Origin of the sequence: Psychrobacter sp. SHUES1 (genome assembly GCF_001652315.1) — a bacterium.
Lineage (GTDB): Bacteria > Pseudomonadota > Gammaproteobacteria > Pseudomonadales > Moraxellaceae > Psychrobacter > Psychrobacter faecalis.
In genome coordinates, this window is the sequence record NZ_LXWA01000115.1 from 1 (window position 1) to 19,234 (window position 19,234).

The following is a 19,234-nucleotide window of genomic DNA, read 5'->3' on the forward strand; positions in this document are numbered from 1 at the left end:
GCTTCTGCCAATTTGCTGTGACGACCTCGACGATGACGATCGTAGAGACTTTCAAGTCCTCGTTCATAATATCGCTTCAATGTCCGTCTGGCAGTTTCAGGATGTATGCAGAGGTCTTTGGCAATATCATTAGTGGCTTTGCCTATACTATATTGGTATAAGATGAGCAGGCGTAGTCGGGCTCTGGGATTGCGCTCAGTCTTTGAGTGTTTGCCAAAGTCATGGTCTTCTAGGTTATGTATTGGTATAGTCATAAGTGGATTATACTATATATCTTGGGTTTGGTATTATATCTAATTAACTATACCTATCTACAAAAAAAGCTTTTGTTATCAAAAGCTTTTTTAAGGTGATCTATTTATCTACAAAATAACCAATATTAATCGTAAATCACTTTCATGATTTCATATTCGACTATGCCTTTTGGCGTTTCGATACGGGCTTCGTCGCCTTCAGATTTGCCAATCAAACCACGCGCAATTGGGGAGTTGACTGAGATTTTGCCAGCTTTAAAGTCAGCTTCGTCATCACCGACGATTTTGTATTGTTTTTCTTCTTCGGTATCCATATTTTCGATGACCACACTCACGCCAAATACCACTCGGCCATCATTTGGTAGCGTAGTAGGGTCGATGACCTGTGCAGCGCCAAGCTTGGCTTCGATATCACGGATACGCGCTTCGCAAAAACCTTGTTGTTCGCGAGCGGCATGATATTCAGCGTTTTCTTTTAAGTCGCCATGTTCGCGCGCCTCAGCGATAGCCGCTGTAATACGTGGACGGTCGACACTTTTTAACTGTTTTAGTTCGGCTTCTAGCGCCGCATGTCCTTGTGGAGTCATGGGATAACGTTGCATGTTTTTTCCTTAAACCAATAACACGGGCACCATTTCATGATGAGATGGTGTCAGTGTTGTTGCAATGAGTATGTAATATAAAAAGAATGAGGTTGAGGCTGCGTCCTAAGTAACTGCACACTTAGCGATTAACTATCAGCACGGATACACTTACCGAAAAGACGCCTTAACCTTACGTAATAAAAAGCATAGTCGCAGTTCAGCCACTATGCTTTTTAGGTTTATCTTTTAAAAAATTTATTTTTCTAAAGTACAATTTTTTTAAGTACTATAGTCGTATAAAAACCAGACATAATTTTTGCCAACGCTTTTAAATAAGCGTCGCTATGATGCTTAATCTACTGAAATTATACCATCAAGTCAATAGTGCTAAGCGATAGTCTTTGCTTGTTCATGCAAATCTTGTAGCTTATACACATCAAACGGTAGGTCAATCGCGTAAGATTTACAAACCGCATCTGCCGCGCCTAATGTCGTGACATAAAATACTTTACCTTGTAGGGCACTGCGGCGGATAGAGAATGAATCCTCTTGCGCTTGTTTGCCTTCAGTAGTATTGATAATAAGGTCGATTTTGCCATTTTTCAAGGCATCGACGATATGCGGGCGACCTTCGGTGACTTTGTTAATTTGTTTACATTCAAGACCGTTTTCCGCCAGTACTTTTTGCGTACCAGTAGTGGCAACGATGTTGAAGCCAAAATCAAGAAGCTGACGGGCGATAGGGGTGACTTGTTCTTTATCGCTATCACGAACGGAGATAAAGACGGTTTTGGTTTCGCCTTTGGTAGGTAGACCTGGCAGGCGCTCATTACTACCGATAACCGCTTTGTAGAATGCTTCGCCAAAGGTTTTACCAACGCCCATGACTTCACCGGTTGATTTCATCTCAGGGCTCAAGATTGGGTCAACACCCGGGAATTTAGCAAATGGGAATACCGCTTCTTTGACCGCATAAAATGACGGGACGATTTCAGTAGTAAAGCCTTGATCTTTTAACGAGGTGCCCGCCATACAACGCGCCGCGACTTGTGCTAATGACGTACCGATACATTTAGATACGAAAGGTACGGTACGGGCGGCACGTGGGTTCACCTCTAGAATGTAAACCGTTTCGCCTTTTACCGCGAACTGAACGTTCATCAAACCGACGACGCCAAGCTCTTTTGCCATCGCAACGGTTTGCGCGCGCATCACATCGCAAAGCTCATCTGATAATGAGTAAGGCGGCAATGAGCAGGCCGAGTCGCCAGAGTGCACGCCAGCTTGTTCGATATGCTGCATGATACCGCCGATCACCACATCAGTACCGTCGCAAACACAGTCAACATCGACTTCGATGGCATCATCTAAGAAGCGGTCAAGGAGTACAGGCGCTTCATTCGATGCTTGTACCGCGGTGCGCAAGTAATGTCTTAACTCATCTTCGTTATAAACGATTTCCATCGCGCGACCACCAAGTACATAAGATGGGCGTACTACTAGCGGATAACCAACGTCTTTGGCTTTGACCAAACCATCTTCTAAGCTTGTCGCTAACGCATTGGTTGGTTGCACAAGGTTCAATTGCTGAATCATATGCTGAAAGCGTTCGCGGTCTTCAGCGCGGTCGATCGCATCAGGACTGGTACCGATGATTTTGACGCCAGCAGCTTCAAGCGCACGCGCCAGTTTCAATGGCGTTTGACCGCCAAATTGCACAATCACGCCGTCTGGATTTTCGATACGCACGATTTCTAACACATCTTCTAAGGTGATTGGCTCAAAATACAGACGGTCTGAGGTGTCATAATCGGTTGAAACCGTTTCTGGGTTACAGTTAACCATGATGGTTTCGTAGCCGTCTTCGCGCATCGCAAGGGCTGCGTGGACACAGCAATAGTCAAACTCGATACCTTGACCGATACGGTTTGGGCCGCCACCGATAACCATGATTTTCTTGTTATCCGTTGGATTGGCCTCACATTCGCTGTCGTACGTTGAGTACATATAAGCGGTGCTGGTGGCAAATTCTGCTGCACAGGTATCGACGCGTTTATATACTGGATAAACGTTTAAATCCCAACGCTTTTTGCGTAGCTGCTTTTGTGAGACGCCAAGCAATTTTGCCAAACGCAAATCTGACAAGCCTTTACGCTTAAAGCTACGCAGATTTTGCTCAGTTAAACCGCCAAAGCCTAGGGCTTTAACTTGTGCTTCGGTTTTGACGATGTCTTCAATTTGTACCAAGAACCATGGATCGATTTTGGTTAAATTAAACACTTCATCGACACTCATGCCGATACGGAAAGCATCGGCAAGATAATAAATGCGTTCAGGCGTTGGAATGGTTAAGCGATTGTTAATCTCGTTACGGGCTTTCTCAATACTGACTTTTGCTAAGTCGATTTGCTCATCAAAACCATCATTGCCGGTTTCCATGCCGCGCAGTGCTTTTTGCATCGATTCTTGGAAGTTGCGACCGATTGCCATCACTTCACCAACCGATTTCATCTGTGTTGATAACACGCTGTCGGCTTGTGGGAATTTTTCAAAGTTAAAGCGAGGTATTTTGGTGACCACATAATCAAGTGCTGGCTCAAAGCTCGCTGGGGTTTTGCCGCCCGTAATGTCGTTTTGCAATTCATCTAGGGTATAACCAATCGCTAGTTTAGCCGCGATTTTGGCAATCGGGAAGCCGGTTGCTTTTGATGCCAATGCTGATGAACGAGAAACGCGTGGATTCATCTCGATGACGACCATACGACCCGTATCTGGGTTGATACCGAACTGTACGTTTGAGCCGCCTGTTTCTACACCAATCTCACGCAGTACTGCCAATGAAGCATTACGCATGATTTGGTATTCTTTATCGGTTAACGTTTGCGCTGGGGCAACCGTAATTGAGTCGCCCGTATGCACGCCCATTGGGTCAAAGTTCTCAATCGCACAAATGATGATGCAGTTGTCGTTTTTGTCACGAACCACTTCCATCTCGTACTCTTTCCAACCGATTAATGACTCATCAATAAGCAATTGATGGTTCGGTGATAAGTCAAAGCCGCGCTCACAAATCTCGATAAACTCGTCACGGTTATAAGCGATGCCGCCGCCTGAACCGCCCATGGTAAATGACGGGCGAATGATACACGGATAGCCCATTTTTTCTTGGGTGGCAAAGGCTTCTTCCATGGTCTCAGCGGTTTCAGCGCGCGGGCATTCAAGACCGATACGCTTCATGGCTTTATCAAATAAGTTGCGATCTTCTGCCATTTCGATTGAGTCTTTAGTCGCCCCAATTAGCTCACAATTATATTTGGTCAGGACGCCGTGCTTGTCTAAGTCTAAAGCACAGTTTAGCGCTGTTTGTCCGCCCATCGTTGGTAGAATCGCATCGGGACGCTCTTTAGCAATGATTTGCTCAACGGTCTGCCACGTGATCGGCTCGATGTACGTCGCATCAGCCATGACAGGGTCAGTCATGATGGTTGCAGGGTTTGAATTGACCAGAATAACGCGATAGCCTTCTTCTTTTAGCGCTTTACACGCCTGCGCGCCTGAGTAGTCAAACTCACATGCTTGGCCGATGACGATAGGGCCTGCGCCAATGATAAGAATGCTTTTTATGTCGGTACGTTTTGGCATAGTTAGGGCTACCTTCGTTATATGATGTTTTAATTGATTTATATTTGGATAAAACAGTATTTAAAAAATACTATTGTGTTTTGTGTGGGTCAGCTTAAATCATCGAGCATGATCTAAGCTGTAAAAGAATATTTATTTTATGCTTTAGCCTTTTCCATCATCTCCGCAAACTTATCAAACAGTGGCGCAGCATCATGTGGGCCAGGGCTGGCTTCTGGGTGACCTTGGAAGCTAAAGACCGGCTTATTGGTCAGCTCAATCCCTTGGTTGGTACCGTCAAATAAAGAGCGATGGGTAGATTTAACATTGTTAGGCAGGGTGTCTTCATCAACGGCAAAACCATGGTTTTGACTGGTAATCATCACCGTACCAGTGGCCAAGTCTTGTACTGGATGGTTGGCACCGTGATGACCGGTTTTCATTTTAATGGTATTAGCACCGCTGGCAAGGCCAATGAGCTGATGGCCTAAGCAGATACCAAAGGTTGGAATGTCGGTTTCTTCAATGATATGACGGACCGCATCGATAGCGTAATCACAAGCCGCTGGGTCGCCAGGGCCATTTGATAAGAAGATACCGTCAGGATTCATTGCAAGTACGTCTGTGATAGGGGTTTGTGCGGGTACGACAGTTACATGACAACCACGGTCTACGAGCATACGTAGGATATTGGTTTTGCTACCGAAGTCGTAGGCGACGACGTTGTATTTTGAGTCGACGTGGGTGCCAAGCTGTTTAAAGAAGCCGCCTGTACCGCTATCATGGCTACCCGGTACATCACGGTTAAGCAGAGTATCTGATAAATCCCAGCTACCGGCTGTCCACTCAAACGTCGTTGGCGTACAGCATTCTTTTGCCAAGTCCATGCCTTCAATACCAGCAAATTCTTGCGCCAATTTAATCGCTTGAGCTTCGTCGTCGCTGCTAATCGTTGCGCCGTTAGAAGCGGTCATGATACAACCGTTTTGTGCACCTTTATCACGTAATAAGCGCGTCAACTGGCGGGTATCGATATCAGCAATGGCAACCGTATCATGGTTCTGCAAATAATCTGTCAATGACTCAGAATTACGGAAGTTTGAAGTGACCATCGTCGCGTCACGAATAATAAGCCCTTCAGCCCATACTTGATGGCCATTACCAGATTCGACATCTTCAGCGTTGGTGCCGGTATTGCCGATGTGCGGATAGGTGAGAGTCACTAGCTGGCGCGCGTAACTTGGGTCAGTTAGGATTTCTTGGTACCCTGTCATGGCTGTATTAAATACCACCTCACCGACACGATGACCAAGACTACCGATACTCAAACCGCGAAAAATAGTACCGTCTGCTAGTGCCAAAATTGCTTGTATTTCTGCCGATGAATTCAAGGGTTGCCTCCGCTGTTATGGGTGAGTGCCGTGATGTTTTATGGTCAAAATGTTGCGCTAAAATGGTTTTTTAGAGGCATTTAAATACTGCTAAATACACATAAAAAAAGGGCTGAAGCCAAATTTTTTCCACAAAAAAGCGAGAAGACATCATAGATGAAAAGGTACAGGATTCACTAAGGGTGAATGAGTAACTTGCATCATGTCCGCTCGCTTTGGCACAGATTTTGCGCATTATACTAGAGTTTTGCGTTAAGGGCTAGCATCTTATCTCTTCTGTTATTTCTAATGTCTGTATTTAATGCTTTAAAATGGGATAAATAAGTGCTATTAAAAATTATAATGCACCGATACCCCATAATAGTCGGGTGCTAAATTGGTGGCGATATGCAATTGGTCATCATAGTAGCTTTTGGTTAAATACATACTACTGGCAACCCCTAAAGCGGCTCCTGCCACCACGTCGGCCACATCATGCTCATCGGCTTCAACACGGCTATAAGCTACGAAACCTGCGCCAATATAAGCAGGAATACTGTATTCTAAGCCATAGCGTTTATGGATAAAGCTGGCACCCTGAAACGCTCTTGATGTATGGCCTGAAGGAAAGGAGTCATCATCGCTACCATCGGGTCTTTCTTTATATATCACTGTTTTTAGCGCATAAGTCGCAGCAACATTGGTGGCAAATGAATAGTAAAATTGCTGACGACCCTCTTTATCATCCATATAATAAGTGCTACCGTAAGCAGCAGCTGGGATAGCAAAGCTCAGCACATCGCCCACTTTACTAGTAGTACTACTGTCTGCGTGAGCAGGGAGAGTGACGATAACGCCACTGGTCAATAGGACGCTCGATAATAGAATAGTCGTTGGGTGCTTTTTACTGCTTTTATTGATAAACATGGCGGCGAGCCTAAAGAGGATTTATTGGCGGCATTATACTATAAAGTTTTTATAAAATAGTTTTTATAAACTTTTACAGCTATTTATGACTTACAAGCTTTACACCATATTTATTTAAGACAAGACTATAACGCTATCATTTTTTACCACACTTTTACTATTTATAAACGTTTATGAAAATAATGACTAAGGATGGATGATGATTTATCAGTATTTAGAAAAAACGCCAGAGTTTGCCGTACCATTTAACGGTTGGGTAGCTGATAGCGCACGGGTGATAGGCGATGTATATTTGGGTCATCAAGCCAACGTCTGGTTTGGGGCGGTGATACGCGGTGACAACGAGCGTATTCATATCGGCGATTATAGTAATGTACAAGAAAACAGCGTCATTCATACCGATGCTGGTATTGAGGTTAAAATCGGCGATTACGTCACCATTGGCCATTTAGCGATGTTGCATGGCTGCGAAGTTGGTGATAATAGCCTGATTGGTATCGGTGCGGTGGTGTTAAATAATGCCAAGATCGGCAAAAACTGTATCATTGGTGCCAAAGCTTTGGTTACTGAAGGTAAAGAGATACCGGATAATTCGCTGGTGATGGGCGCGCCGGCAAAAGTGGTCAAAACCTTAAGCGATGAGCAAGCGGCAATGTTAAAGCTATCAGCTATGCATTATGCGGAGCGCTGTCAGAAATTTAAAACCGGCCTAACAGAAATAGCGATGCCTGATTGAGGCATCAGAAAGCGGAATTTTATGCCATTAGCATCATGATAAGCCAAATAACGGCAAAAATGATAATACCGATAATCAGTCCGCGGAAGATATCATGGCGTATAGAATGGTCATTAAGGTAATGATTATTACTCGTATCATCGATATTTAAAGCATTGACGCTTTCAGCGCCGGCGCTTTTACCGACGATAAAACCCGTTAACGCCCCCAAAACTAGCATAAACGGCGTGAATAGCCAGAATATCTCGCCATTGCCCATACCGGCGATGGAGCGAATAACAACGATGGCAAGGTCGATAAGTAAGCCGCCAAAACCATATAACAGAGCGTTTAACAGCGCATAAAGTAGACGCTCTAAAGGCGATTGATAGCTTTTGCCTAACTGCCGTCGCCTGATTTCTCTGATGGAGCGGGCAGGACGTCGCGGTCGGTTGGACAAAGTAGTTTTATCATCAGGCGCTTTCATACAGTTCTCTATTGTTATTATCAAGCAGATTAAAGATAAGGTAATGAGATATTAAAGTAAACAAGTTAGCATAATTATGTTTGGTAAACAGTAGGCTTATAGCGCATGATGCAACACATTTTATATCCAATATTTTTCTAACATATTTTATAGTCAAAAAATCATTCCTTTAATTAATAAAAACAAGGCTCCATTATGCAGGCAACACAAGCAGGACAGGCTCCGAAAGAGTTGGCACTCTTTGATTTAGACCATACGTTACTCGATGTCGATAGCGATTACCTATGGGGCGAGTATATCGTTAAGCATAATCTGGTTGACGAAGCAGAATATCGCACCGCCAATCAAAAGTTTTATCAGGACTATATCGAAGGCACGCTCGATGCCACTGAGTACAATGAGTTTGTCGCCCAGTTTTTGAGCAGCTTACCGATGGAGAGGCTACACGCGTTACGCGAAGACTATATCAAGTCTGAGATCGAGCCGCACATCCGCCCAAAAGCGATGGAGGTGCTCTGTCAGCATGTGGAAAAAGGGCATGATGTGGTGATAATCTCCGCGACCAATGATTTTGTGGTGTCTGCCATCGCAAAGCGTTTTGGGGTTGAGGCTGGCAATGTATTATCGACGCCGCTTGAGATAAAGGACGCCCGCTATACCGGCAAGCTCACCGACAAGCCAAACTTTAAAGAAGGTAAGATTTATCATCTCGATAAGTGGCTAAATAAGCAGCAGCTCGCTGGCGTTCGCTTTGAAAAAACTTATGCGTATTCAGATTCTAAAAATGACATCCCGCTGCTAGAATGGGCGGACGTCGCAGTCTGCGTGTCTCCTGATGACGCGCTGCATGCTCATGCGCTGACGCATCGTTGGGCGGTCGAAGATTGGTCGATTGAGGCTGGTCAATGAGCCGCTACCAGTCAGCGCACAATTAATCCATTATGTAACCGAAATCTCATTTAAAATAGCGCCCGAGTGCGACCTTTATTTTTTAGCAAAAAAACAGGACTATTTATGGAAATCAATCCGTATCAAGAAAAAATCAAAGACTTATCTGAGCGAGGACAGGATCTTCGGAGGTATCTTTGACTTCGATGGTAAGCAAGAGCGCCTAGAAGAAATCAATTTGGAATTAGAAAATCCCGAGCTATGGAACGATCCTGAGCGCGCGACCAAGATTAATAAAGAAAAAAGTCAGCTTGATGGTGTCATCGACGTGGTGATATCGCTTGAGACTACCTTGGCAGATGCCTCTGCCATGCTCGAGCTGGCGGTCGAGGCAGAGGACGAGTCACTGCTGGCGGACGTGCAAAGCGAGCTAGATAGTGCCGAGACGCGTGTGGCGGACTTGGAGTTTCGCCGTATGTTTAGCGGCGAGATGGACCCAAACAACTGCTACTTAGACATTCAGTCGGGTAGTGGCGGCACCGAAGCACAAGACTGGGCTGAGATGCTGCTGCGGATGTATACGCGCTGGGCGGAGTCACATGGCTTTAAGGTCGATGTCATCGAAGTGTCGTCTGGTAGTGTCGCTGGGATTAAATCAGCGACGATCGAGATCAAAGGCGACTATGCGTTTGGCTGGCTGCGTACCGAGATTGGTGTGCATCGCCTAGTGCGTAAGTCACCATTTGATAGCAACAATGGCCGTCATACGTCATTTGCCGCTGTTTTTGTTTCGCCTGAGATTGACGACAACGTCGAGATTGATATTAATCCGGCCGATCTGCGTATCGATACCTATCGCTCATCGGGCGCGGGTGGTCAGCACGTCAACACTACTGATTCTGCGGTGCGTATTACCCACGAGCCAACTGGCGTGGTGGTCACGTGCCAAAACGAGCGTAGCCAACATGGAAACAGAGCGACGGCGATGAAAATGCTCCGCGCCAAGTTGTATGAGCTTGAGATGCAAAAGCGCATGGAGAGTCAGCAAGCGGTTGAGGATAATAAATCTGATGTCGGTTGGGGCAGTCAAATCCGCTCTTATGTACTCGATGACTCGCGTATCAAAGACTTGCGTACTGGTGTTGAAACCTTTAATACTGGCGTGGTATTAGATGGCGACCTCGATCAATTTATTGTAGCAAGCTTAAAAGCTGGACTGTAAATTTAGTCTATACGTACTATCGACTGCTATACATAAAAGGAACAGCAATAGCCTATTATAAAGGCGATTTAATAAAAATAAACGAGTGACTTTGAGAGTTTACGAACAACAGAGCCGAGTGTTCTTTATTAAATTGCTATGCTGTTATAGATAGGCTATTGCTGCTATTTAATCACTAATCAGACTTTAAACGAAACGACTTAAGGAAAATTATGCCAAGCGTTAATAACTATTTTGATAATAAAGTGACTTCTATTGCCTTTCAAACGGCAACCCTGCCAGCTACCGTCGGCGTGATGGAAATTGGTGAGTATGAGTTTGGTACTAGCGAATTTGAAACCATGAGCGTAGTCAGTGGGGCATTGACGGTTAAATTGCCAGAAAGCGATGAGTGGCAAACCTTTAAGGCTGGCGAGCAATTTACCGTTGAAGCCAATCAGAAGTTTCAAGTAAAAGTAGACGTTGAAAGTGCTTATTTATGTACTTATGGTAAATAATCGTTTTTAGTTTAGATTTGTGTCGTAAAAAAACGCCAAGCGTTTAACACTTGGCGTTTTTTTTATGGCTGTGTTTTTAGATAAGTTTAAGTCATAAATCTTTGCGATATTGCACCATATCAGTTTTAATAGCGATTACATCATAGAGTTTGCGCGCCGTCGCATTGCCTTCTTGCGTCGTCCAATAAACACGGTTGCAGTTTTTGTTATTGGCAAATTCATACACCTGTTCGATCAGTGCGCGTCCAACGCCTTGCCCGCGAACCGCCTCACTAACGTATAAATCTTCTAAGTAACAGCATTCTGTCGTATTCCAAGTATTTGGATGTAGCACCACATGCGTGATACCTACTAGTATGTCGTTCTGCCATGCGCCAAAACCATAAATCGGCATATCGTCATCAAGCAGGTTGCGCCATGTCTTTTCTGTAGTACTTGGCGGTAGGCGAGTTTCATAAAAGGTTAAATAATTTTGCCACAATTTTAACCAAGCGTCGTAATCCGCTTTAGACAATGGAGCTATAAATAATGAGGCTATTTTTATCAAAGTATTTGTCATTATATTTATTTGACTTAAGTTGTGGGGTTCAGCGAATTATGGCTTAAAATCTCATCGTTTAGAACCTTTCAAAGCGGTGTTTTACACATCGATTACACTTTGCTTGTGGCAAACAAACAGCAAAAATAGCCGCAATTCATTATCCTAAAACGACTATTTGACTAATTGAGTATTTTTTATGGCGAAGCTAGATGACCAAACAACCATGCAAGATGTGCGCCATGATTATGAACATTTGGCGCGCTTGGCCAACTTACGCTACGTCAGCGACGATGAGCCGGGGTTTACGCGTAGGCGTTGGGGCCGCGGCTTTACTTATAAAGACGCCACCGGCAAAACGGTCAAAAATAAAGCGTTACGCCAGCGTTTTGATGCGCTGGTGATACCACCGATGTGGTCAGAGGTTTGGATATGCCAAGATGATAAAGGTCATCTGCAATCGACAGGCCGCGATGATAAAGCGCGCAAGCAGTACCTATATCATCCCGAATGGAATCGCGTGCGAGACAATGCTAAGTTTGCAGCGATGATAGGCTTTGCTGAAACGTTGCCAAACCTGCGAGCGCAAGTCGAAAAAGACTTGGAAGCAGCGCCACTATCACGCGCCAATGTACTTGCCGCCGTGGTTAAATTGCTGGAAACCACCTTAATTCGTATCGGTAATAGCCGCTATGCCAAGCTCAATAAAAGCTATGGCCTCAGTACGTTACGCAGCAAGCACGTCAGCGAAACGGATAATGGCTTGGCGTTTGATTTTGTGGGTAAAAGCGCTAAAGAGCATCATATTGAACTGCAAGACGAGCGTTTAATTGAGATTGTACAAGCCTGCTCTGAGCTTCCTGGTTATCAGATTTTTAAATATTTGGATGATAATGGTGATAAGCAAGTCGTCGATAGTAGCGATATCAATGACTATATACGGTCGCATACTGGCGGTCATCATAGTGAGGGCAAGACATACAGCAGCAATGTATATAGCGCCAAGGATTTTCGTACTTGGATGGCAAGCGTCCTTGCGGCCAGTTATTTGTACGACGAGCTGCAGACTGTCGAGGGCAGAGAAATATTAGCCAGTGAGCCTAATAGTAATGAGCGCCAGCAGCTGGTCGTTGATATGGTTAAAGTGGTGGCAGAAGAGCTTGGCAATACGCCTGCTGTTTGCCGAGCATCTTATATCAATCCGGTTATTATCGAGCGCTTTTTAGCAGGGCAGTTTTTTGAGTGTTATAAACAAGCACGCCGTGGCCGTACCAAACAATATCAAAGCTGTGAAGAGAAAGCGCTGCTAGGCTTTTTAAATGCTATTCAATAAACTTATTTTTAGCAAAACTCGTATTAATTTCTGAAAATGATACGTTATGTATTGATATAAATATAAAAATGCGTTACTAATAGAGTATACGCATTTTAATATGCGCGAACCATAAGAGCAAATAGTGACTAGGATAGGACTGTTTGACTTCTAATAAAGTGCTGATATCGTCTATCGTCTATCGTCAGCGACTCTCTATTGCTAAAGGATTAGCTTATGAACACCACATCTTCCAATCATTCGTCCGCAAACTCTACTAAAGATACTACCCACACACCAACGAGCTACAACGATTACTATCATAATTTTGATATGAATGCGTTATTGGCAGAAATCTATGGCGAGCATTTAGATGACCGTTTAAATGCTTATATGGCCTGCTGCGGTCGTCATGTGCGTGATGGACGCGGCGATAATCTAGCATTAGTGCATGAAGATACCGCTGGCAATGTGACGCGCATGACTTTTGCTGAGCTTGATAAAGCCAGTGCGCAAGTGGCCAATTTATTAACATCCTACGGCGTACAAGTTGGCGACCAAGTAGCGACCATGCTACCGCGTACCCCTGAGCTGCTCACCATTGTACTAGCGACTTGGCGGATTGGCGCAGTCTATCAACCCCTATTTACCGCTTTTGGCTATGATTCGATTAAATACCGCATGGATAAAGCCAATACCAAAGTGGTTTTTACCAATATTGATAATCGTAGTAAATTTGAAGACTTAGCCGAGCAAACCAAAATGGTCATGGTTGGCAGTAAGAATAATGCGCAAGCTGATAATGAAAGCAAATGGTCTGATGATAATTATGCTCAGATGATGGCGACCCAGCCGCAAACGCTAGAGGCTGTTTTGTTAGATGAAGATGCGCCGTTTTTGCAAATGTTTACCTCAGGTACGGTCGGTAAATCAAAGGGCGTCAGTGTGCCGTTATCAGCGTTATCTGCTTTTTATCTGTATATGCGCTATGCGATTGACTTGCGCGCCGATGATAACTACTGGAATATGGCCGATCCCGGCTGGGCGTATGGGCTATATTACGCGATTACGGGACCTTTACTGATGGGCGTCACGACTTACTTTAACGAGGCGGGCTTTGATGCGGCTAATACTCTTGACTTTATGGTTCGCCATAAAATTACCAATTTAGCTTCTTCGCCAACGGCGTTTCGGATGATGAAATCTAGCGGTGTGTTTGAGAAATCACATGACGATGCTAGCGCCCGTTTAGCACTGCGCTGTGCCAATTCAGCAGGCGAAACTTTAAATACCGAAGTGGTTAATTGGGTTGAAACCTATTTAAACTGCCAAGTAAAGGACCAATATGGTCAAACAGAGACGGGCATGACCTGCTGTGCGCACCATGCATTAGCACATGAATGTCCTACTGGTTCGATGGGCATGGCGCTACCGGGTCACACACTCGTCGTATTAGGTGATGACATGCAAGTATTGCCTGATGGTGAACAAGGACAGCTTGCCGTAGTGGTTAGCCAATCGCCTGCGTTTTATTTCCGCGGTTATAGCTGGAATGAAAAAGACGCCTTTGTGGATGATTACTATTTGACTGGCGATGTGGTCGAGCGCCATAGCGATGGTAGCTATTGGTTTTCTGGGCGTGATGATGACATTATCATTACAGCAGGTTACCGCGTAGGGCCGACAGATGTGGAGAATACCGTGCTTGAGCATGAGGCAGTGGCAGAATCCGCAGCAGTTGGCATACCAGATGAGGTGCGCGGTCATACGATTAAGTCTTATGTGGTGCTAAAAGATGGCATCGAAGGGACGGATGAGATTGCTAAAGAGATTCAAGACTTGGTACGTAAACGTCTATCGACGCATGCTTACCCGCGTGAGGTTGAATTTGTGTCGGAGCTACCAAAAACGCCAAGCGGTAAAATCCAGCGTTTCTTGTTGCGTAGTTTGTCTGCGGCATAAATGAGTCGAAGCATTCATATTATTTGAAAATAATAAAATAGTTAGCCTATAAGAATAGTAATAAAACATCCATTAAAGGAATTGTTATGCAAATTGAACAACACAGCTTTTTGGTCACAGGCGGTGCGTCAGGTTTAGGTGAGTCAGTGGTTCGCGCTATCGTGAGTCAAGGCGGCAAGGTCGTCATTGCTGATTTGAACGAGTCAACTGGGCAAGCTTTGGTTAATGAGCTGGGTGATAATGTACGCTTTGCACGTTGTGATGTGACCAGTGGCGATGAGGTGCAAGCGGCTGTTGAAGTGGCGGAAAAAGAATTTGGCGGTCTGCAAGGTTCTATTAACTGTGCAGGTATCGCTGTGGTGCAAAAGCTGCTGGACCGTGATAACAACCCAGCAGATCTCGATGCTTTTAGTCGCGGCGTCAATATTAATCTTGTCGGTTCTTTTAATGTCGCGCGTCTGGTCGCAGCCAGTATTGCAAAGCGTGTAGCAAATGCCAATACCGCAGACAGCTCCGTAGAGAAGAACGCTGATAATGGCGTCATTATTAATACGGCTTCTATCGCAGCTTTTGATGGGCAAGTCGGGCAAGCGAGCTATTCATCGTCAAAAGCAGGTGTCGTCGGTCTCACTTTACCGCTAGCACGTGAGCTGGCACGTCATGGTATTCGCGTGATGACTATCGCGCCGGGCGTCTTTGCCACACCGATGATGGAGACCATTCCTGAAAAAGCGCGCGAGCAACTAGAGGCGGGCGTACCTTATCCTAAGCGTCTGGGCAATCCCAATGAGTTTGCCAAGTTGGTCATGCATATCATTGATAATGCCTATCTCAATGGAGAAGTCATTCGCTTAGATGGCGCGATTCGTATGGTGTAATGGTATTAACGCAATTTTTATGTTCAAAAGATCCTAGGGCGTGTCCTCATTTTGAAAATAGTGATAAAAATGAGGTAAATTGCTGTCAAACAAGGAAAGTAGCGCAAATAATATCGAGATATTAATAAGCTATTTGACGATGTTTGGCAAAACTTAGCTATTTTTAGGCCATTTAGAAAGTAAACGATTGAATTGAGGACACGCCCTAATGTTATCCATGAAATTTTCACAAAAACTGGCATAGTGCTTTGGTAAGTTAATAGCGTGGTATGTTGCCATTTCACTTTCTAACGCTAAACGGAGTTATTAAAGCCTATGTCATTTCTTTCTCTACATTTTAGTAAAAAGCCGCGTCGATTGTTTGTCGTGATAGGACTGGGACTGACCACTATTATGAGCACCAGTGCGATAGGGTATGTCAAAACAGCCTCCTCGGATGCAAAAAGTACAGGCAATAATGGTCAGCCTATTTCCAGCACGGTGGTTATCGATAAAGTTTTTGTCGATAAATCCGATCGTATTTTGCAGCTATTGAGCGGTGATAAAGTCATTAAGTCCTATCGTATTGCGCTAGGGGATAGTCCGGTTGGTCATAAACAGCAGCAAGGCGATGAGCGCACACCCGTGGGGGCGTACATCTTAGATTATAAGAATGAGAACTCTATTGCCCATCGCTCCATCCATATAAGCTACCCCAATGCTGCGGACAAAGCTCGGGCACGATCACGCGGCGTCCATCCTGGTGGCGATATTATGATTCATGGGCAGATGAACGGCTTCGGTCATCTAGCATGGATTAGCCAACAACGTGATTGGACCGATGGTTGCATTGCCGTCACTGATAATGAGATGGATGAGATTATGGCGGCAGTTAAGGTTGGTACATCGATAGAAATTGTAGAATGAGCGTTATGTTAATGCTGGCTATCGTGTAGTAAATTTCTAGCAGTTACAGCGCATTAAAATCTTTGCTATAGCTGTCTCTTGCTTGCCTTTCATTGTTGAGCAAGCCTCTCTTTTAGTTGTTTTTTTTATTTATTCTCTTGAAATATTCTCTTAGTGTGCCTATTGATAGTTTGTGATAATATCATTGCTATGGGTAAGGTTTTTACCTATATAAAATCTTACTATTTTTCAGTATTTACTAATAAGTCATAGATATTGATTGACAAATTGCATAAGTAGGTTGAAATCTTGTATGTTATACCCTATATATATATAACAACTAACGGTGATTGAGACACGATAAAATTGACGATAAGCGCTATGTTTTAAACGCTGCGCGTTCGGTATTTTATGTTGCATTCACTGACTGATAATACTAATTATAAAAGGACACAATTATGAGGTTCGAAAAATTTACCCAGAAATTGCAATCAGCCATTCAAGAAGCACAGAGCCTAGCATTGGGACGTGACCATACAGGTATTGATCCCGTGCATCTGCTTGCAGTATTGCTACAGGATGAGTCTAATTTATCTATCTGCCAACAAGCAGGCGCGTCTATTCCTGCGCTAAAAAATGGCGTGGCAAAGGCGCTCGACAATCAAGCAACGATTAGTGAGCCAACAGGTGACGTTAATTTAAACCCGAATTCGGTTAAAATTTTGAACTTGGCAGACCGTCAAGCACAAAAAGAAGGCGATGATTTTATCGCGACTGAATGGGTGATGTTGGCACTTGCTGAGCAAGGCGACACCAAAAAGATATTTGAAAGTGCTGGGGTGACGGCAAGTAAACTAAAAGCGGTCATTGAGCAACTGCGAGGTGATGAAACCGTGAATAATCAAAATGCTGAAGATCAGCGTGATGCGCTGAATAAATATACGATTAACTTAACTGAACAGGCGGAACTTGGTAAGCTTGACCCTGTGATTGGTCGCGATGAAGAGATTCGCCGTACCATTCAGGTGCTCTCGCGCCGCACCAAAAACAACCCCGTGCTCATCGGTGAACCGGGTGTCGGTAAGACAGCCATCGTCGAAGGCCTAGCACAAAAAATCATCAATGGTGATGTACCAGAGGGACTACGCCGCAAAGAAGTGCTGTCGTTAGATCTAGGCTCATTGATTGCGGGTGCAAAATTCCGTGGTGAGTTTGAAGAGCGACTCAAAGCGGTACTCAGTGACTTGTCAAAGCAAGAAGGCAATGTCATTCTATTTATCGATGAGTTGCATACTTTGGTAGGTGCTGGCAAAGCCGATGGTGCGATGGATGCTGGTAATATGCTAAAACCAGCGCTAGCACGTGGTGAGCTACACTGTGTGGGCGCAACGACGCTAGATGAGTACCGCCAATATATCGAAAAAGATGCCGCGCTTGAGCGCCGCTTCCAAAAAGTATTGGTTGATGAGCCAACGGTTGAAGACACCATTGCGATTTTGCGTGGTCTAAAAGAGCGTTATGAGCTGCATCACGGTGTCGATATTCAAGACAGCGCGATTATTGCCGCAGCGCGCATGAGCCATCGTTATATTACCGATCGCAAATTGCCAGATAAGGCGATTGATTTAATCGATGAAGCGGCAAGTCGCCTGCGCATGGAGATGGACAGCAAGCCTGAAGCGCTTGGTAAGCTCGATAGCCGTTTGATTCAGCTAAAAATGCAGCGCGAAGTACTCAAAAACGAAGAAGATGCCGGCGCACAAGCAGAGCGTAAAGTGCTCGATGCACAAATTGAAGAGCTAGAAAAAGAGTACGCCGATCTCAATGAGATTTGGCAAGCGGAAAAAGCGCTGGTTAAAGGCAGTCAGCAGCTAAAAGACGAGCTGGACAAAGCGCGTATCGCTTATGACAAAGCCAGCCGCGAAGGTGACTACGAGACCATGAGTAAGCTGCAGTACGAGACGATTCCACAGCTTGAGCGCCGTATCACAGAGTCTGATTTGGCCGAGCAAAAAGAGCTGGCAGGTGATAATGGCGGTGCCAAACTGCTGCGTAATAAAGTCACGGACAACGAGATCGCAGAGGTGGTGGCAGCCGCGACGGGAATTCCTGTCAGCAAAATGCTGCAAGGCGAGCGTGACAAGATGTTGGCTATGGAAGAGAAGCTGCATGAGCGCGTCATCGGTCAAGATGAAGCGGTCAAAGCAGTCGCCAACGCTGTGCGTCGTAGCCGAGCTGGGTTATCTGATCCCAACCGCCCATTGGGTTCGTTCTTATTTTTAGGGCCTACGGGGGTTGGTAAAACTGAGCTGACCAAATCACTGGCCAACTTCTTGTTTGATAGTGAGGATGCCATCATCCGTATCGACATGAGTGAGTATATGGAGAAACACAGCGTCAGCCGCTTAGTGGGCGCGCCTCCAGGCTATGTCGGTTATGAAGAAGGCGGCACCTTGACCGAAGCGGTACGCCGTAAGCCTTATAGCGTGATACTGTTTGATGAGGTCGAAAAAGCGCATCCTGATGTGTTTAATATCTTGCTACAAGTATTGGACGATGGTCGCTTAACGGACTCACAGGGTCGCGTGGTCGACTTCAAAAACACGGTGATTGTGATGACCAGTAACTTAGGCTCACACAAAATCCAAGAGATGGTCGGCGAGAGCTATGAAGACATCAAGTCTGAGGTGATGGATTCGGTCGGACAGCATTTCCGCCCAGAGTTTGTCAACCGTATCGATGAGATTGTGGTATTCCATCCGCTTGGCATGTCGCAGATGGCTGGTATTGCTGACATTCAGTTGCAGCGTCTACGTCAGCGTCTCCAAGAGCGTGAGATGGATATCGAGCTGTCAGCCGATGCGATGAACAAACTAGTCGCTATTGGTTACGATCCTGTGTATGGTGCGCGTCCACTCAAACGTGCTATTCAGCAAGAGATCGAAAACCCATTATCATTGAAACTGTTGGCCGGTGATTTCGTCCCAGGCGATATTATCAAAATCGATGTCGGCGCTGATGATAAGCTAACGTTTGATAAGCTTAGAATGAGCTAAGGTTAAATATCATTTGCTGAATGGTATAAACCTAAAAA

General features: G+C 45.0%; 16 protein-coding genes. 9 read left to right on the top strand and 7 right to left on the bottom strand.

All coding sequences use genetic code 11. From position 1 onward, the window contains the following. From A7325_RS13635 to A7325_RS13025, 5 genes are all read right to left on the bottom strand, one after another. A partial coding sequence (locus A7325_RS13635) for a helix-turn-helix domain-containing protein (protein WP_156508490.1) occupies positions 1-254 on the bottom strand: 254 nt, incomplete at its 3' end. A gap of 125 nt (positions 255-379) precedes the next feature. Further along, complete coding sequence (gene greA, locus A7325_RS13010) at positions 380-856, bottom strand: transcription elongation factor GreA (protein ID WP_068408815.1); 477 nt, start codon at positions 854-856, stop codon at positions 380-382. 369 nt (positions 857-1,225) lie between these two features. Then, the gene (gene carB, locus A7325_RS13015) at positions 1,226-4,480 is read right to left on the bottom strand and encodes a carbamoyl-phosphate synthase large subunit (RefSeq protein ID WP_068408816.1); all 3,255 of its coding nucleotides are present in this window, start codon (positions 4,478-4,480) and stop codon (positions 1,226-1,228) included. A 137-nt stretch (positions 4,481-4,617) separates the two neighbouring features. Then, positions 4,618-5,850 carry a glutamine-hydrolyzing carbamoyl-phosphate synthase small subunit gene (gene carA, locus A7325_RS13020; RefSeq protein WP_068408818.1) on the bottom strand — a complete coding sequence of 411 codons (1,233 nt, stop codon included), beginning with the start codon at positions 5,848-5,850 and terminating at the stop codon, positions 4,618-4,620. A gap of 330 nt (positions 5,851-6,180) precedes the next feature. Next, positions 6,181-6,756, bottom strand: coding sequence for a phosphatase PAP2 family protein (locus A7325_RS13025; RefSeq protein WP_068408820.1), 576 nt, complete (start codon positions 6,754-6,756; stop codon positions 6,181-6,183). A gap of 199 nt (positions 6,757-6,955) precedes the next feature. On the opposite strand from A7325_RS13025, the gene A7325_RS13030 reads away from it, so the two are divergent. Further along, positions 6,956-7,492, top strand: coding sequence for a gamma carbonic anhydrase family protein (locus A7325_RS13030; RefSeq protein ID WP_068408821.1), 537 nt, complete (start codon positions 6,956-6,958; stop codon positions 7,490-7,492). Positions 7,493-7,511: 19 nt separating this feature from the next. Here A7325_RS13030 and A7325_RS13035 read toward each other — a convergent pair whose 3' ends face one another. Next, entirely contained in the window at positions 7,512-7,958 is a 447-nt protein-coding gene (locus A7325_RS13035) for a hypothetical protein (RefSeq protein ID WP_068408823.1), read from the bottom strand. Positions 7,959-8,153: 195 nt separating this feature from the next. Here A7325_RS13035 and A7325_RS13040 point away from each other — a divergent pair, with 195 nt between their 5' ends. The 3 genes from A7325_RS13040 to A7325_RS13050 all read left to right on the top strand — a co-directional run bounded on the left by A7325_RS13040 (position 8,154) and on the right by A7325_RS13050 (position 10,565). After that, the gene (locus A7325_RS13040; RefSeq protein ID WP_068408826.1) at positions 8,154-8,867 is read left to right on the top strand and encodes an HAD family hydrolase; all 714 of its coding nucleotides are present in this window, start codon (positions 8,154-8,156) and stop codon (positions 8,865-8,867) included. A 105-nt stretch (positions 8,868-8,972) separates the two neighbouring features. Beyond that, positions 8,973-10,068 (top strand): peptide chain release factor 2 gene (gene prfB / locus A7325_RS13045; protein WP_156508563.1). Its coding sequence is split into 2 segments (ribosomal slippage): positions 8,973-9,044 and positions 9,046-10,068, totalling 1,095 coding nucleotides; the frame shifts between segments, so codons are not numbered across the junction. 212 nt (positions 10,069-10,280) lie between these two features. Beyond that, complete coding sequence (locus A7325_RS13050; protein WP_068408828.1) at positions 10,281-10,565, top strand: pyrimidine/purine nucleoside phosphorylase; 285 nt, start codon at positions 10,281-10,283, stop codon at positions 10,563-10,565. A 91-nt stretch (positions 10,566-10,656) separates the two neighbouring features. Here the strand turns inward: A7325_RS13050 and A7325_RS13055 are convergent, their stop codons facing one another. Further along, positions 10,657-11,112: a GNAT family N-acetyltransferase gene (locus tag A7325_RS13055; protein WP_228706574.1), complete on the bottom strand. Its 456-nt coding sequence runs from the start codon at positions 11,110-11,112 to the stop codon at positions 10,657-10,659. 190 nt (positions 11,113-11,302) lie between these two features. Here A7325_RS13055 and A7325_RS13060 point away from each other — a divergent pair, with 190 nt between their 5' ends. From A7325_RS13060 to clpB, 5 genes are all read left to right on the top strand, one after another. After that, entirely contained in the window at positions 11,303-12,436 is a 1,134-nt protein-coding gene (locus A7325_RS13060; protein WP_068408832.1) for a DNA topoisomerase IB, read from the top strand. A gap of 216 nt (positions 12,437-12,652) precedes the next feature. Then, positions 12,653-14,377, top strand: a complete 1,725-nt coding sequence (locus A7325_RS13065; protein WP_068408833.1) for an AMP-binding protein — start codon at positions 12,653-12,655, stop codon at positions 14,375-14,377. A gap of 86 nt (positions 14,378-14,463) precedes the next feature. Beyond that, positions 14,464-15,255 carry an SDR family NAD(P)-dependent oxidoreductase gene (locus tag A7325_RS13070; RefSeq protein WP_068408835.1) on the top strand — a complete coding sequence of 264 codons (792 nt, stop codon included), beginning with the start codon at positions 14,464-14,466 and terminating at the stop codon, positions 15,253-15,255. 315 nt (positions 15,256-15,570) lie between these two features. Continuing rightward, positions 15,571-16,161: a L,D-transpeptidase family protein gene (locus A7325_RS13075; protein WP_068408836.1), complete on the top strand. Its 591-nt coding sequence runs from the start codon at positions 15,571-15,573 to the stop codon at positions 16,159-16,161. Between the two features lie 437 nt (positions 16,162-16,598). Further along, positions 16,599-19,196 (top strand): ATP-dependent chaperone ClpB, encoded by a 2,598-nt coding sequence (clpB, locus tag A7325_RS13080; RefSeq protein ID WP_068408838.1) that lies wholly within the window; start codon positions 16,599-16,601, stop codon positions 19,194-19,196. The last annotated feature ends 38 nt before the right edge of the window (positions 19,197-19,234 follow it).

Bases quoted from the DNA above. Each gene is read 5' to 3' on its own strand.
- greA (WP_068408815.1), bottom strand. From the start codon at position 856: ATGCAACGTTATCCCATGACTCCACAAGGACATGCGGCGCTAGAAGCC.
- carB (WP_068408816.1), bottom strand. From the start codon at position 4,480: ATGCCAAAACGTACCGACATAAAAAGCATTCTTATCATTGGCGCAGGC.
- A7325_RS13025 (WP_068408820.1), bottom strand. From the start codon at position 6,756: ATGTTTATCAATAAAAGCAGTAAAAAGCACCCAACGACTATTCTATTA.
- A7325_RS13030 (WP_068408821.1), top strand. From the start codon at position 6,956: ATGATTTATCAGTATTTAGAAAAAACGCCAGAGTTTGCCGTACCATTT.
- A7325_RS13035 (WP_068408823.1), bottom strand. From the start codon at position 7,958: ATGAAAGCGCCTGATGATAAAACTACTTTGTCCAACCGACCGCGACGT.
- A7325_RS13040 (WP_068408826.1), top strand. From the start codon at position 8,154: ATGCAGGCAACACAAGCAGGACAGGCTCCGAAAGAGTTGGCACTCTTT.
- A7325_RS13050 (WP_068408828.1), top strand. From the start codon at position 10,281: ATGCCAAGCGTTAATAACTATTTTGATAATAAAGTGACTTCTATTGCC.
- A7325_RS13060 (WP_068408832.1), top strand. From the start codon at position 11,303: ATGGCGAAGCTAGATGACCAAACAACCATGCAAGATGTGCGCCATGAT.
- A7325_RS13065 (WP_068408833.1), top strand. From the start codon at position 12,653: ATGAACACCACATCTTCCAATCATTCGTCCGCAAACTCTACTAAAGAT.
- A7325_RS13070 (WP_068408835.1), top strand. From the start codon at position 14,464: ATGCAAATTGAACAACACAGCTTTTTGGTCACAGGCGGTGCGTCAGGT.
- A7325_RS13075 (WP_068408836.1), top strand. From the start codon at position 15,571: ATGTCATTTCTTTCTCTACATTTTAGTAAAAAGCCGCGTCGATTGTTT.
- clpB (WP_068408838.1), top strand. From the start codon at position 16,599: ATGAGGTTCGAAAAATTTACCCAGAAATTGCAATCAGCCATTCAAGAA.